Origin of the sequence: Streptomyces sp. NPDC046261, from assembly GCF_040646235.1 — a bacterium.
Taxonomy (GTDB): domain Bacteria; phylum Actinomycetota; class Actinomycetes; order Streptomycetales; family Streptomycetaceae; genus Streptomyces.
The window spans coordinates 1-14,038 of the sequence record NZ_JBEYZU010000005.1 but is presented as its reverse complement, the minus strand read 5'-3'; the positions used below and the strand labels follow the sequence as shown (position 1 = coordinate 14,038).

Sequence of the window (14,038 nt, the reverse complement as noted above, 5' to 3'; positions counted from 1 at the left end):
TGCGGCGACGGCTCAGCCAAACCGTTTCAGCTGATCATTCTTCCTACGATCGGGGTACGCCGAGGCCACCTCCGTCCCTTCGGGCGCGAGCAGGAAGACATTGGTGTCGACACGGTGCATACCGCTGCCCAGCCCGAAGACGACGCCGCTGGAGAAGTCCAGGATCCGCTTGGCGACGTCGGAGTCGGCGCTCGTGAGGTCCAGCAGCACCGGGATCCGGGCGATCAGGTACTCGGCGACCTCACGCGCGTCCGCGAAGACCTGCACGCGGAGCACGACGAGCCGCCGCTGGTGCTGCTCGGGCTCCTCCTCGGGCAGGGCCCGGTGGTCGGGCCAGGACGGCCATGTCTGGTGTCCGCGCAAGGGGACGACCTCGGCCAGTCCCTGCCACTGTTCGTCGGTGGCCTCGGACCTGTTCACCGGATCACACCCTTCCGGGGAACGTGCTGGCTATGTACATCCCGCGATTTTAGGGGGAAACACCCCCGTTAGGCCCAATGACACGCGCCGCTCCCCGACGGGGGACACGCTCGAAGGAGCGAGCGAACCTCATGAGGTCGCGGTGGCCGGGGGCCGGTGCTGGACGCTGTCGGCGAAGGCGTGCACGGTACGGGTGCGCAGGGCCCGGTGCAGTCGCAGCAGGTGCCGGATCTCGCGGTGCACGGTGGACTCGCTGGCGTGCACTTCCGGCAGCAGGTCCTTGTCGAGCTCGTGGTGGAGCTTGGCCGATCCGGCCAGCGCGTCGCGCCGGGTGGCCTCGATCCAGCACGCCGCGGCGAGCAGCCGTTCGCGTTCGCGGTGACCGGCCTCGGCGGCCTTCCGCGACGCCTCCCGCAGCAGTTGCGGCGAGGCCCAGCCGTCGTGCAGGAAGGTGATGCTGTCGCGGATGTCGATGACGCGCTGGTGGAGCTGTTCCCAGGCATTGGTGAACGTCAGCACGTCCGCCGTACGGGACCGCGGGGTGATCACGACGAGTTCGGGGGTCGCCTGCCGCAGCAGCATCCACAGGCCGTACAGACGCTGTCTGCGGTACCAGTACAGGGCCGCCTTCCGCAGCGGCTCGAGGGCGGCCAGCGAGCATCCGAGGGCGACGAGGACGAAGCGGCTGAAGGAGCACCAGAAGCCGACCAGGGCGAGCGTGGGCGGTGCCTCGGTGAACCACCGGATGGCACGGATCACCAGATAGGGCACCTCGGCGGTGGTGCCGACGGCGAGCGCCAGCATGCTCAGGCGCAGCACGGGGCTGCGCATGGTGATGCCGTGGCGCCAGAAGAGGGCGCCCGCCCCCACCGCGGTGACCAGGCCGAAGGTGATCCAGGCGACGGCGTAACCGGCCCACCAGCCGTGGGCCTGGGCACCGAAGCGGTCGGGGGCGGGAGTGACGGCGAAGAAGGCCAGGGCGAGGGCGGCCATGACGGCCGCGCTCACCGCGGGGGCGCGGCGCAGCCATACGGGGGTGGCGTGGCCGGCCCGGTGCAGGGCTACCGCGAACCACCAGACGGCGGCGAAGTCGGTGAGCGCCACCAGGGCGACGCTCAGTTCGCCGGCCTTGGCGACGCCGGTGGTGTCGTCGAACCAGCGCCCCACCGGGGCCTGGATCATCAGCGAGCCGGTCGCCAGGACCAACAGCACGACCCATACGGGCCGTTGGGGTGAGCGCCAGAGAGCGGATATCCGCAGGACCAGAACGGTCCACACGATGAAGAGGATGACCCCGCGCAGGGTCTCGACCCAGGACGGCACATTATGCAAAGCCGGCTCCGAGCAGCTGTTCGGCACGGCGCTCGACGGCGCTGACGCTCTTCGGCCGTAGCTGGCCGGCCTTCTTGAGGACCATGGTGGAGAACGTCTCGGCGAGCTCCTCCTCGGCGTTGCTGCACGCCTTGCCGCCCGCGCCCTGCTCTCCTGCGGCTGTCGCGTCCGCGGCGCCGGGCTCGCTCAGCAGTTCCTCGGGCGGTTTCCCGTGGCCGGCCAGCATGTGGCATATCTCGTGCAGGACGATGTGGTCACGGTAGTAACCGGTGGCGGACGAGCGGTAGATGATGCGGTCGCCGGACCCGTCGTCGAACCACAGCCCGAAGGGCATGGCCGGCAGGTCCATGGGATGCAGCGTCAGGGGGCGGCCCCGCGACTGCGCCAGGGAACGGCACAGCGCCTCGATGTCCCACGGGCGGGGAAGGTCGGGGAGTCTCATGACGAGCTCTTCGGCTTCGGCCCGCACATGCTTACCAGTCATGGGCTTACCTCTTCCTTGCGTAGGCGGGCATCGCCGACTCATCACTCTCCGATGGGGTTGCACGACATGTCCTGGCTCTCGCGGAATCATCTCCCGACGCGCCGTACCCCACCCGGTGACTCCCCCAAGTCCCCCGCCTGTCCGATCAGCTGTTCAACTGTACATCGCAGTGGACACATGGGGAACGATCTGATAGCCGTGGGCCGTTTCCTGCTGGTTTCCTGCCTGTACGCCGTGCGCGGCGCACCGCCGGGCCTGCCGCCATCTCGACGACATTTGGAGCAACGTCCGTGGACGATTCCCGCTCGGCCATACGCGCCGCCCGTTTATTCGACGGGGTCACCGCGCACCGCGGCCCGGTCATGGTCCTGGTCGACGACGGGCGGATCACCGACGTCGATGTCAGCGGCGCCAACCCGCCGGAGGGCGTGGCCGTGACGGACCTGGGGGACGTGACGTTGCTTCCGGGGCTGGTGGACGCGCACAGCCACCTGGTCTTCGACCCCGCCGGCCCCACCGAGCAGCAGATGGTCCATGACGACGACGCCACCGTGCTGGCCCGGATGCGGGAGCACGCGGCGCGCGCCCTGCGGGCCGGGATCACCACGGTGCGCGACCTCGGCGACCGCGGGTACCTCGCGCTGCGGCTGCGCGAGGAGTACGCCGCCGGGGCGCTGGGGCCGCAGATCCTCGCGGCCGGGCCGCCCATCACCCGGGGCGGCGGGCACTGCTGGTACCTCGGTGGTGAGGCCGACGACACCGAGCAGGCGGTGGCGGCCGTCGCCGCCCGCGCCCGCCGGGGGACGGACCTCGTCAAGATCATGGCGACCGGGGGGATGTCCACCAGGGGCTCGGATCCGGGAGGGGCGCAGTACAGCCCGGCGGAGCTGCGGGCGGTCACGCGGGCCGCGCACGGGCTGGGGCTGCCGGTGACCGCGCACGCGCACGCGGCCTCGGGCATAGCCGATGCCGTGGCCGCCGGTGTCGACGGCATCGAGCACTGCACGTTCATGACGCCGTCCGGGGTGCGGCTCGATCCCGCGACCGTCGACGCCATGGCCGCCGCCGGCACGTTCGTCGGCTGCACGGTCGTCAAACCCCGCGAGGGCATGCCCGCCGAGGTGCTGCGGACGATCGAGCCGTACTGGGAGAACCAGGCGTACATGCACCGGCACGGCGTGCGCGTCGTCTGCTGCACCGACGCCGGCATCAACCCGCACAAGCCTCATGACGTGCTCCCCGGCGACCTGGTCTATTTCGCCTCGCAGGTGGCCACCAACACCGAGGCGCTGGTCTCGGTCACCTCACTCGCGGCCCAGTCCTGTGGCCTTGCGGACCGCAAGGGGCGTGTCGCCCCCGGCTACGACGCCGATCTCCTGGCGGTGGCCGGCGACCCCGTGCGGGACATCGGCGCGATCCGTGCGGTCCGGGCGGTCTACCGTGCCGGTCTGCCGGCCTTCCGGGAGCCATGACGAGGGGCGGTGCGGCCGGCGCGCCGGGCGACGTCAAGTCGTCGGCTGATCGCGGGACATGGGGGTGGGTGCGCGGGTGCTGCGGGCAGGGTTTCGGAGCGTCCGAGTCCGCTTGATGGGGTGACCTCACCCTCCCGCGTCAGCCAGGATGAACAAGCCAACACCCATCGAACGAGTTTCAGTTGCGCCCGATATCTGGCAAAGTGTGGGTGGCCCCACAGTCGTCGGAGGTCGACCGGCGCATTCACTGGTGCCATGCAAAAGGGGGGCAGCAGCCCATGAACGGCGAGAGGGACGGACAGGACCGGCGCAAGCTGACGGTGGCGGAGAAGCTCGACCACCTGATCACTTTGCGTGCCGAGCTGAGCGAGGACGGCAAACCGTCCTACAAAGCGCTCGCCGCGGCCATCGCCGCCCAGTCGGGCGAGACGTTCTCCGGCCCGTATCTGTGGCAGCTGCACCGCGGCGAGCGCACGAACCCCACCCTGCGTCATCTGGTGGCGATGGCCCGGTACTTCGAGGTGCCCGTCTCCTATTTCACCGACGACGACGTCGCGCGGAGAATGATCGACGAGGAGCTCCTGGCCAGCCGTGAGCTGGACCGGTCCATGGCCGAGGCCGGGGTGAGCGCGCTGTATCTGCGCGGCAATCTCGCGGCGTTGTCGCCGGAAGGCAAGCGCATGGCCGCGGACATGATCCGGCAGCTCCGCGATCTGGAGCAGTGTGCGAAGGAGTCGACGTCCCCTCCGCCCACCTGAGCCCAGGGCGGTGGCATGATGCGACGCGGGTACGAGGTGGTGTGCCCTCCTGTCCGGACGAGCCACGGGGAGCGGGCCGAGATGCACTGGAGGCGTCTGCGTCGGCAATGCCGCAAGGTGATCAGCGGCATCCCCCTGCCGGAACCTTTCTCCGCCCAGGAGCTCTGCACCCGGCTGGCGGCCGAACGGGCCCGCCCCTTGCACCTGTTGCCGCTGCCGACGCCGACCGTCCCGGGCACGCCGTCGGGCATGTGGCTGGTCACCGAACGCGGCGACTATGTCTTCTACGACGCGCAGACCAGCCCCCTGCACCAGGAGCACATCATCATGCACGAGATCGGCCACATGGTGTGCGACCACCGCTCGCAGGGTGACGGGCAACGGCTGTACCGGCACCTCGACATCGCCGACCCGCAGTCGATCCGGCAGGTGCTGCCCCGGCTGCGCTACTCCGACGAGCAGGAACAGGAAGCGGAGATGATCGCCACCCTCATTCTGGAGGCCGCCGGCCGGCTGCCCGCGCCGGCCCGGCTCTCGGGGATGCTGGGCGGGCTGGAGTCCGCCATGGGGCTGCGCGGCCTGCGCACCACGGGAGCGTCATGCCCGCGTGGTTAGAGACCACGGGCATCGCCGCCCTGTGGGTCGTGGCGATCGCCCGTGCCCCGCAGGGCCTGCGCGACCGGTCCCAGCGGCCCCTGTGGCTGGCCATCGGCATGATCGCGCTCGCGATGTCGCTCCACCTGGAACCGGTCACCGCCGCGCTGGCGCACCTGGTGCCGGACGAGCACTGGATCGACCTGACCAAACATTTGTTCAGCATTCTCGACGCGGCAGCGGTGCTGTGGTTCATCTTCGGCGCCGCGGACCGCCGCCGTCACACCGCCCTGCTCTTCTGCACCGCCGCGACGGTCATGGCCGCCCTGGTGCTCCTGGACCTGGGGGCGCCCGGCCACGACCGCAACCAGATCGCCGGTTCGGCGGCGACGCCGGGCGTCCCCCTCGCGTACTGGTGGCTCTTCTTCGTCTTCCATCTGGTGGCGGACACCACCTGCGGAGTGGTGTGCTGGCGCTACGGCCGGCAGGACACCCCCCGGCTGCTGCGCCTGGGGCTGCGGCTGTTCGGTACCGGGACCCTGCTGGCGTCCCTGTTGTGGGTGCTCAAGCTCGTCTATCTGCACACGCGCTCGGCGGCCGTCTGCCCCTGGTTCTCCCCCGTCGCCGGTGTGGAGGCCTGGTTCATGGCGATCGGCGCCGTGCCGCCGGTCGTGATCCAGCTGCGTACGCACCGCCGGTACCGGCGCACCTACCGCAGGCTCGCCCCGCTGTGGCGGGACCTCACCGCGGCCAGCCCCGACGTGGTCCTCGAGCCGGGCAACCGTCTGTGGGCCGCGGCGATGCCCCTGCAACTGCGGCTGTACCGGCGGGTGATCGAGATCCGGGACGCGATGATCGTGCTGCGTGATTACGTCACTCCGGACGCTCTCGACGCGGTGCACCGGCACGTCGCCGAGCAGGCCGTCCCCGAGCATCTGGTCAACGCCCATGTGACGGCCTGCTGGCTCACCGCCGCCCTGGAGGCCCGGTGCGACGGGCGGCCGCCGCGGTCCCAGACGGTCAACCTCGCCGGGCCCGCCGCGAACGACCTCTCGGACGAGATCGGCCATCTGCTGCGGGTCGCCGATGCCTACGGCTCGCCGTCCCTGCGGGCGTACAAGGCGGCGTTGTCCGGCACGGCCGCCTAGCGGCCCCGCCGGACGACCGCGCCGCGCGGTGTCAGATGGCCGGCCGGAAGAAGAACGTCTTACGGCGCAGGATCTTGCCGTCCCGGAGCACATAGGTGTCGGCGAACGCCTCGTCGAGGGCGCCGCCGTCCTTGTCGCTGCCCAGGAAGCGGCCCCAGCAGGCCACCGCCTCGGCGCCGCCCGCCACGTGCTCCACGTGGTGACGGCCGGCGGCGATGACGCGCTCGTGCTCGTAGAACCGGCGGATGCGCGCCAGGCCCTCCAGCGGCTCGTACCCGGGCCGCTCGTAGACGGCGTCCTCGGCGAACACCGAGGCGAGGTCGGCCCAGCGGCGGTTGTCGATCACCTGGAAGAGGTCGCCGACCAGGACGTCGGCGGAGCGCTCGGCGGGCGGTGTGGTCATGGGTGTCCCCGTTCTCTCGTGTGTGCGACTGCGGGCGGGCGAGGTCAGCCGGCGTCGGCCAGGACCTTGTCGAAGGCGACGGACAACCGGTCCACGGCTTCCCGTCGTTGCGCGTCGTCGAGCGTGGCGTAGGACAGCCGCAGCAGGTGCGAGCCGTCCCGCTCGACGCAGAAGTGGGCGCCGGGCACGAACGTCACGCGCTCGGCCAGCGCCTTGGCGTACAGGGCGTCCGCGGTGACGCGGGCGTCGTCCACCGCGCACCACAGGAACAGGCCGCCGCGCGGCTCGCCGAAGGACAGCTGGGGCAGACGCTCGCGCAGCAGGGCCGCCAGCGCCTGGGCCTTGCCCCGGTACAGGCCGCGCAGCCGCTCGGTGTGCCGGGGCAGGAAGTCCTCGTCGCCCAGCAGGTCGGCGAGGACGTACTGGCCGAAGGTGTTGGTCTGCAGGTCGCCGCACTGTTTGGCGGCGACCAGTTCGGGGATCAGCGCGGCGGGGGCGACGAGGCCGGCCACGCGCAGGCCCGGGCAGAGCATCTTGGACAGGCTCATCAGCCGGATCACGCGGTCGCTGTGCACGTCCACCGAGGGCAGGCGCTCGCCGGTGAACGTCAGGTCGGCGTACGGGTCGTCCTCCACGATCAGGAAGCCGTAGCGGTCGGCGAGCGCGGCCAGGTGCGCGCGGCGCCCGGCGCTGAGGACCGCGCCGGTGGGGTTGTGGAAGTTCGGCACGACGTAGACGAGCTTGCACCGGGCGCCCGCCGCGAGCCGCTCTTCGAGGATGTCGGTCCGTATCCCGTTGCGGTCGCCGGGGACGGCCAGCAGGTGGGCTCCGGCGCGCTGGAAGACCTGGACCGCGCCCAGGTAGCTGGGGTCGTCCAGCGCCACCGTGTCGCCCTCGTCCAGCAGCGTCTGGGCGACCAGGTCCAGCCCCTGCTGGCTGCCGCTGGTGACCATGACCCGGTCCACGGGTACGGCGGCGCCCGTGGCGCTCGCGTACCGGGCGAGCGCCTCGCGCATCGGCCGCAGGCCCTCGGTCGGCGCGTACTGCAAGGCGCTGGTTCCGGAACGGGCCATGACCCGTTCCGTCACTTCGGAGATCCGCTCCACCGGGAAGCTCTCGGGCGCCGGGATGCCGCCCGCCAGGGACAGCATCCCCGGCACGGCCGCGGCGGCCAGGATGTCGCGGATCGCGTCGGAGCGGACCCGGTGGGTGCGCCGGGCCAGCAGGGGCCCGAGCTCCTCCCCACCGAAGGGAATACGGGTGTGCGTCACGGGGACTCCTCGGTAGTCGGATGCGCGGCACGCGCGGCGCGGAAAGCCGGAGGGATGTCACGGAAAGGCGCGCCAGGGCGCGACCGGCGGCACACCTCGTCGTGTCACGGCCGGAGGTCGGCTGCCCTCGAGGGGCATGCCGCGTGCGGTGCGGGGACGTTCAGTCCGTGCGCGCGGGCTCGGTGGAGCCGGAGGACTCGACGGTGCCGTCCATGTTGATGCCGCGGAAGGACGCCCACACCACGAGGGCGCCGCCGCAGACGACGGCCATGTCGGCGACGTTGAAGACGGGCCAGTTCGGCAGCTGGATCCAGTCCACGACGCGGCCCTCCAGCGGGGCCGGCGCGCGGAAGACGCGATCCACCAGGTTGCCGGCCGCGCCGCCCATTATCAGGCCGAAGGTGACCGCCCAGATGCGGGAGCGGATCCGCAGCGAGAACCACAGCATGCCGCAGATCACGGCGAATTTGACCAGGCTGAACAGCCACGTCGCGCCCTCGCCGATGGAGAAGGCCGCGCCCGCGTTGGTCACCAGGCTGAACCGGAGCAGACCGCCGAGCACCCGCACCGGTTCGTCGGCGGTGAAGTGCGTGAGCGCGATCTGCTTGGTGACGAGGTCCAGCACCAGCGGCACCAGCGCGACGATGACGACGAGGCCCGTCCGCCGCGGCAGGGCATCGGTGGATTCACTCGTCGTCATGGGGTTCTCCGTGGGTCTGTCCGCTGGTCAATGACGTTCCTCGGGCTGTGTGGTGGCACACCGTCCGTCCGGCCGCCGGGCACCCTGGCGGCGCACGAGCAGTGTAGGCCAGCCGCAGGGGGCACAACCGTGCGTATCCGATCCCGCCTCCGGGCGTTGACCTGGCGTTTTTCCTGCCGTTGGGCAACCTGGGAGCTCGATCAACTGAGACCTTCGTGATCGATTTTTCGCCAAGGCGGAGGGACGGGCCCGCCCCCGGCCCTGACGGGACACGACGGCCTTTCCCGCCGCTCACCGGAGGTAGGGGGCCGGCGCCACCGAGGGGAACGTTCCTTCATGGGGCATTTTTCCGCGCACCCTCACCGGACACACGGTGGCTCGATCTCATCGCTGACTCTGGATCAACCCTTGCCCAAGACATGCCCCCTCATGACAGTGTCTGAATCGCGCGGTTCGGCGGCGCGACGCCACGGGGGGCGGACAGCTGATTGACGGCTTGTTTGTCGCACCCCCGCATGACGTCCTCTCGCGACGGAAACCGCCAGGCGTTACTGACAGGGGGAGTCGGGGGACTCGCGGACGCGACAGGGTCCCGTTTCACGTGTATTCGAGCCGCGGCTCCATCGGGCCGCGTGCGCTGATATTCCAATTCGGACTTGGGCTGTTACCAGTTGACGCCCGCGCATCGCCACGGTGAATGAGGGGCGCAGTGACCGACCTGCACGACGTGTTTTCCGACTCTGCCTCGGAACGGAACACCTCGGGAACGAACACGCCGGAAGAGAACCTGACGCAGGACGATCACATCGCGGTGGTCGGCCTCGCCTGCCGGCTTCCGCGAGCGGCCGGTCCCGCGGAGTTCTGGCGCCTGCTCAGCCGGGGAGAGAGCGCCATCGGCGAGGTGCCCCCGGGGCGTTGGCCCCAGGACGTGGCGCCGGCCGCGGAACTCTCCGACGAGCAGAAGGACCGTACGCGCTGGGGCGGTTTCCTGGACGACGTCGACCAGTTCGACGCGGGGTTCTTCGGCATCTCGCCCCGCGAGGCGGCCGTCATGGACCCGCAGCAGCGGCTCGCCCTGGAACTGAGCTGGGAAGCGCTGGAGGACGCGGGAATCGTCGCCGCCGAGTGGCGCGACGGCCCCACCGGCATCTTCGTCGGCGCGGCGTCGAACGACTACGCCACCCTCCTCGACCGCAGCGGCACCGCGACGCGCAGCGCGCACGCGGTCACCGGCGTCCAGCGGGGCATCATCGCCAACCGTGTCTCCTACGTCCTGGGCCTGCGCGGGCCGAGCCTGACCGTCGACGCCGGTCAGGTGTCGTCGCTGGCGGCGGTGCACCTGGCGTGCGAGAGCCTGCGCAGCGGCGAGTCGCGGCTGGCGCTGGCCGGCGGTGTGCACCTGAACCTGCTGCCCGACGCCGCGCTCGGCATGGCCAAACTCGGCGCGCTCTCCCCCGACGGCCGCTGCTACACCTTCGACGCCCGGGCCAACGGCTACGTCCGCGGCGAGGGCGGCGCGGTCGTGGTGCTCAAGCCCCTCTCCCGTGCCCTGGCCGACGGCGATTCCGTCTACTGCGTGATACGCGGCAGCGCGGTGAACAACGACGGCGGCGGCGAGGGCCTGACGGTCCCGGACCGCTCGGCGCAGGAAGACGTGCTGCGGCTCGCCTACGAGCGGGCGGGCATCGGCCCGGACCGGGTGCGGTACGTGGAACTGCACGGCACCGGCACCAAGGTCGGCGACCCCGTCGAGGCCGCCGCGCTCGGCGCCGTACTCGGCGCCGCGCGCACGGACGGATCGCCGTTGCTCGTGGGCTCGGCCAAGACCAATGTGGGGCATCTGGAGGCGGCCGCCGGCGTGGTCGGCCTGGTGAAGACGGCCCTGTGCATCAAGCACCGCACTCTTGCCCCCAGCCTCAACTTCACGACGCCGCACCCGGACATCCCGCTCGCGGAACTGAACCTGCGCGTGGTGACGGACGCGACGACGGACGCCGCCGTATGGGACAGCACGGCCGGTGCTTTCGTCGCCGGTGTGAGTTCGTTCGGCATCGGCGGCACCAACTGCCATGTGGTCGTCTGCGAACCCCCGTCGGTCGTCGACGAGGAGTACGAGAAGGACGACGCGTACGCGGTGGACGCGGCACAGGACGCCGGCGGCGTCGTGCCGTGGGTGGTCTCCGGGCGCACCCCGGAGGCCCTGTGCGCGCAGGCCGGGCAGCTGCGGGAGTTCCTCGCCGACGCCCCCGGGCCGCGCCCGGCCGACGTGGCGCTCTCGCTGGCCACCACGCGCGGCGCGTGGGAGCACCGCGCCGTCGTGATCGCCTCCGCTCGGGAGGAGTTCACGCGGGCGCTGGGGGCCGTGGCGGCGGACGACACCGACGCCGCGCTGGTGCGGGGCACGGCCGGCGCCCCGGGCCGGACGGTGTTCGTCTACCCCGGGCAGGGGTCGCAGTGGGCCGGCATGGCCCGTGAGCTGCTGGCCGACTCGCCCGTGTTCCGGGACCGCATCGCCGCCTGCGAGCGGGCGCTGAGCCCGTACGTGGACTGGTCGTTGACGGACGTGCTGCACGAGGTGCCGGGCGCGCCGCCGCTGGAGCGCGTGGACGTCGTGCAGCCCACCCTGTGGGCCGTCATGATCGCGCTGACCGACGTCTGGCGCTCCTTCGGGGTGCGCCCGGACGCCGTGGTCGGCCACTCCCAGGGGGAGATCGCGGCCGCGTACGTGGCCGGGGCGCTGTCGCTGGAGGACTCGGCGAAGATCGTGGCCCTGCGCAGCCTGGCCCTGGCCCGGCTCGCGGGCAGCGGTGCGATGGCCACCCTTTCGCTGCCGGTGGAGCGGGTCCGCGACAAGCTGCGCGCGGCCGGGGACGGGCTGGAGGTCGCGGCTGTCAACGGGCCGTTCTCCACCGTGGTCTCGGGCACCGCGCAAGCCGTCGAGCGGCTGGTGGCCGAGTGCGAGGCCGAGGGCTCCTGGGCCCGTGTGATCCCTGTCGACTACGCCTCCCACTCGGCCGATGTCGAGGTCCTGCGTGAGGAACTGCAGGCGGCCCTGGCCGGCGTCACGCCCCGTTCCGGCGAGGTCGCCTTCTACTCCACTGTGAGCGGTGAGGCCCTGGACACCGCGGAGCTGACCGCGGACTACTGGTACGGCAATCTGCGCAGCCCCGTACGGTTCGAGGACGCCACCCGTGCCCTGCTGGCGGCCGGTCACCGGACGTTCGTCGAGGTCAGCGCCCACCCTGTGCTCACGACGGCCCTGCAGCCGACCGTGGACGAGGCCGCCGGCGCGGGGGCGGAGCCCTCCGGTCCGGTGACGGTCGTCGGAACGCTGCGACGCGGCGAGGGCGGCCGGCGCCGGCTGCTGACGTCCGTGGCACAGCTGTACGTCCGGGGCGTGGACGTCGACTGGCGTGCCGGTCTGGGCGGGCGTCCTGCCCGCAGGGTCGCGCTGCCCACCTACCGCTTCCAGCGGCAGCGGCACTGGCTGGAGGACACGGCCGGCATCGGTGCGGCCGAGAGCCCGTTCTGGCAGGCGGTGGAGCGCGCGGACGCGGCGGCGCTGGCCGACGCGCTCGGCATGGACGAGGAGCGGCACCCGGCGCTGCGGGAGGTCCTGCCCGCGCTGGCGGACTGGCGGCGTACGCATCTGGGCGCGCCGTCCGCTGCCCCGGAGGAGGCCGTGGCCGGGCCCGGCGGGCGCGTACGGGCGCTCGGCCGGGAGGAGCTCGTGGACCTCGTGCGGTCCACCGCGGCGGACGTCCTGGGCCACGCCGGGCCCGCGTCGGTGGACACCACACGGACGTTCAAGGACCTGGGCTTCGACTCCGTGGGCGTGGTGGAGTTCCTGGAGCGGCTCACCGCCGCGACCGGGCTGTCCCTCTCCCCCACCCTGATCTTCAACTTCCCCACGCCCGCCCTGCTGGCCGACAGGCTGCGCGCGGAGGCGACGGGCGAGCACCGCGGTGCCGACGTGGCCCGGCGCGGCCCCGTCGACGACCAGGAGCCGATCGCGATCATCGGCATGGCCTGCCGTTATCCGGGCGGTGTGAACTCGCCGGAAGACCTGTGGCGGTTGGTGTCCGAGGGCACCGACGCGATCTCCGGGTTCCCCACCGGGCGCGGCTGGGACCTGGACGCGCTCTACGACCCGGACCCCGACCCGTACGCGTCGGGGAAGCTCTACGCGACCGGTGGCGGGTTCCTGCACGAGGCGGACCGGTTCGACGCGGCCTTCTTCGGCATCAGCCCCGTCGAGGCGGCCGCCATGGACCCCCAGCAGCGCCTGCTGCTGGAGAACGCCTGGGAGGCCATGGAGCGGGCCGGGATCGACCCGGACACGCTGCGCGGCAGCGACACGGGCGTGTTCGCCGGTGTGATGCGCAACCACTACGAGCCGCCCGTGGTTCCCGTCGAGTACGAGGGGCACCTTCTCACCGGCAACGAGAACAGTGTCGCCTCGGGCCGTATCGCCTACACCTTCGGCCTGGAGGGCCCGGCGATCACGGTCGACACCGCCTGCTCCTCCTCGCTCGTGGCCACCCACCTCGCCGTCCAGGCCCTGCGCCGCGGCGAGTGCGGCATGGCCCTGGCCGGTGGCGCCACCGTGATGGCGACGCCGAAGACGATGGTGGAGTTCAGTCGCCGGCGCGGCTTGTCGGCGGACGGGCGGTGCCGCGCGTTCGCCGCCACCGCCAACGGCACCGGCTTCGCCGAGGGCAGCGCCATGCTGCTCCTCGAACCCCTCTCCCAGGCCCGCGCCAACAACCACCCGGTTCTGGCCGTCATCCGCGGCAGCGCCGTCAACCAGGACGGCGCCAGCAACGGACTCACCGCACCCCACGGCCCCTCACAGGAACGCGTCATCCGCGCCGCCCTGACCGACGCCAACCTCGCACCCACCGACGTCGACGCCATCGAAGCCCACGGCACCGGCACCACCCTCGGCGACCCCATCGAAGCCCACGCACTCCTCAACACCTACGGTCAGGACCGCAGCGCCGAGGCGCCCGCCTACCTCGGCTCCATCAAGTCCAACATCGGCCACACCCAGGCCGCCGCGGGCGCCGCCGGCATCATCAAAATGGTCATGGCGCTTCACCACGCGAAGCTGCCCCGGACGTTGCACGTGGACGAGCCCTCGCCGAAGGTCGACTGGGAAGCGGGCGACATCGAGCTGCTGACCGACGACCAGGACTGGCCGAAGACCGACCATCCGCGACGCGCAGCCGTGTCCTCCTTCGGCATCAGCGGTACCAACGCCCACCTGATCCTCGAAGAAGCGGCGGAGAGCGAGGAGTCCGCGGCTGTCGATGCCGGCCCGGCGCCGGACGCCGCGCTGCCGGCGCCCTGGCTCCTGACCGCCAAGACCCCCCAGGCCCTCCAGGACCAGGCAGCACGCCTGCACCACCACCTCCAGAACCACCCCCACCACACCCCCACCGACATCGGCCACT

At 71.7% G+C, this 14,038-nt stretch carries 11 protein-coding genes; 5 read left to right on the top strand and 6 right to left on the bottom strand.

What is annotated here, in order from left to right:
• Positions 1 to 12: 12 nt before the first annotated feature.
• The 3 genes from ABZ956_RS11495 to ABZ956_RS11485 form a co-directional block, all read right to left on the bottom strand.
• The gene (locus ABZ956_RS11495) at positions 13 to 420 is read right to left on the bottom strand and encodes a cell division protein SepF (protein ID WP_361890560.1); all 408 of its coding nucleotides are present in this window, start codon (positions 418 to 420) and stop codon (positions 13 to 15) included.
• Positions 421 to 549: 129 nt separating this feature from the next.
• Positions 550 to 1,743 (bottom strand): DUF6545 domain-containing protein, encoded by a 1,194-nt coding sequence (locus tag ABZ956_RS11490; RefSeq protein ID WP_361891424.1) that lies wholly within the window; start codon positions 1,741 to 1,743, stop codon positions 550 to 552.
• A 1-nt stretch (position 1,744) separates the two neighbouring features.
• Positions 1,745 to 2,236: a hypothetical protein gene (locus ABZ956_RS11485; RefSeq protein ID WP_361890557.1), complete on the bottom strand. Its 492-nt coding sequence runs from the start codon at positions 2,234 to 2,236 to the stop codon at positions 1,745 to 1,747.
• 290 nt (positions 2,237 to 2,526) lie between these two features.
• Here ABZ956_RS11485 and ABZ956_RS11480 point away from each other — a divergent pair, with 290 nt between their 5' ends.
• The 4 genes from ABZ956_RS11480 to ABZ956_RS11465 all read left to right on the top strand — a co-directional run bounded on the left by ABZ956_RS11480 (position 2,527) and on the right by ABZ956_RS11465 (position 6,208).
• Entirely contained in the window at positions 2,527 to 3,708 is a 1,182-nt protein-coding gene (locus tag ABZ956_RS11480) for an amidohydrolase family protein (RefSeq protein ID WP_361890555.1), read from the top strand.
• A gap of 278 nt (positions 3,709 to 3,986) precedes the next feature.
• Positions 3,987 to 4,466, top strand: coding sequence for an XRE family transcriptional regulator (locus ABZ956_RS11475; protein WP_361890552.1), 480 nt, complete (start codon positions 3,987 to 3,989; stop codon positions 4,464 to 4,466).
• Positions 4,467 to 4,547: 81 nt separating this feature from the next.
• The gene (locus ABZ956_RS11470) at positions 4,548 to 5,081 is read left to right on the top strand and encodes a hypothetical protein (RefSeq protein ID WP_361890550.1); all 534 of its coding nucleotides are present in this window, start codon (positions 4,548 to 4,550) and stop codon (positions 5,079 to 5,081) included.
• On the top strand, positions 5,066 to 6,208 hold the full coding sequence (locus ABZ956_RS11465) for an MAB_1171c family putative transporter (protein ID WP_361890548.1): 1,143 nt from the start codon (positions 5,066 to 5,068) through the stop codon (positions 6,206 to 6,208). The genes ABZ956_RS11470 and ABZ956_RS11465 overlap by 16 nt, the downstream gene beginning before the upstream one ends.
• 31 nt (positions 6,209 to 6,239) lie before the next feature.
• Here the strand turns inward: ABZ956_RS11465 and ABZ956_RS11460 are convergent, their stop codons facing one another.
• From ABZ956_RS11460 to lspA, 3 genes are all read right to left on the bottom strand, one after another.
• Positions 6,240 to 6,611 (bottom strand): nuclear transport factor 2 family protein, encoded by a 372-nt coding sequence (locus ABZ956_RS11460; protein WP_361890545.1) that lies wholly within the window; start codon positions 6,609 to 6,611, stop codon positions 6,240 to 6,242.
• A gap of 44 nt (positions 6,612 to 6,655) precedes the next feature.
• Positions 6,656 to 7,882 carry a PLP-dependent aminotransferase family protein gene (locus ABZ956_RS11455; RefSeq protein ID WP_361890542.1) on the bottom strand — a complete coding sequence of 409 codons (1,227 nt, stop codon included), beginning with the start codon at positions 7,880 to 7,882 and terminating at the stop codon, positions 6,656 to 6,658.
• A gap of 160 nt (positions 7,883 to 8,042) precedes the next feature.
• Positions 8,043 to 8,582, bottom strand: coding sequence for a signal peptidase II (lspA, locus tag ABZ956_RS11450; RefSeq protein WP_361890539.1), 540 nt, complete (start codon positions 8,580 to 8,582; stop codon positions 8,043 to 8,045).
• Positions 8,583 to 9,291: 709 nt separating this feature from the next.
• Here lspA and ABZ956_RS11445 point away from each other — a divergent pair.
• Positions 9,292 to 14,038, top strand: a 4,747-nt coding sequence (locus ABZ956_RS11445) for a beta-ketoacyl synthase N-terminal-like domain-containing protein (protein ID WP_361890536.1), incomplete at its 3' end; no start/stop codon positions are given.

Coding starts and splice junctions, on each gene's coding strand:
- ABZ956_RS11475 (WP_361890552.1), top strand. CDS start 3,987: ATGAACGGCGAGAGGGACGGACAGGACCGGCGCAAGCTGACGGTGGCG.
- ABZ956_RS11460 (WP_361890545.1), bottom strand. CDS start 6,611: ATGACCACACCGCCCGCCGAGCGCTCCGCCGACGTCCTGGTCGGCGAC.
- ABZ956_RS11465 (WP_361890548.1), top strand. CDS start 5,066: ATGCCCGCGTGGTTAGAGACCACGGGCATCGCCGCCCTGTGGGTCGTG.
- ABZ956_RS11485 (WP_361890557.1), bottom strand. CDS start 2,236: ATGACTGGTAAGCATGTGCGGGCCGAAGCCGAAGAGCTCGTCATGAGA.
- lspA (WP_361890539.1), bottom strand. CDS start 8,582: ATGACGACGAGTGAATCCACCGATGCCCTGCCGCGGCGGACGGGCCTC.
- ABZ956_RS11470 (WP_361890550.1), top strand. CDS start 4,548: ATGCACTGGAGGCGTCTGCGTCGGCAATGCCGCAAGGTGATCAGCGGC.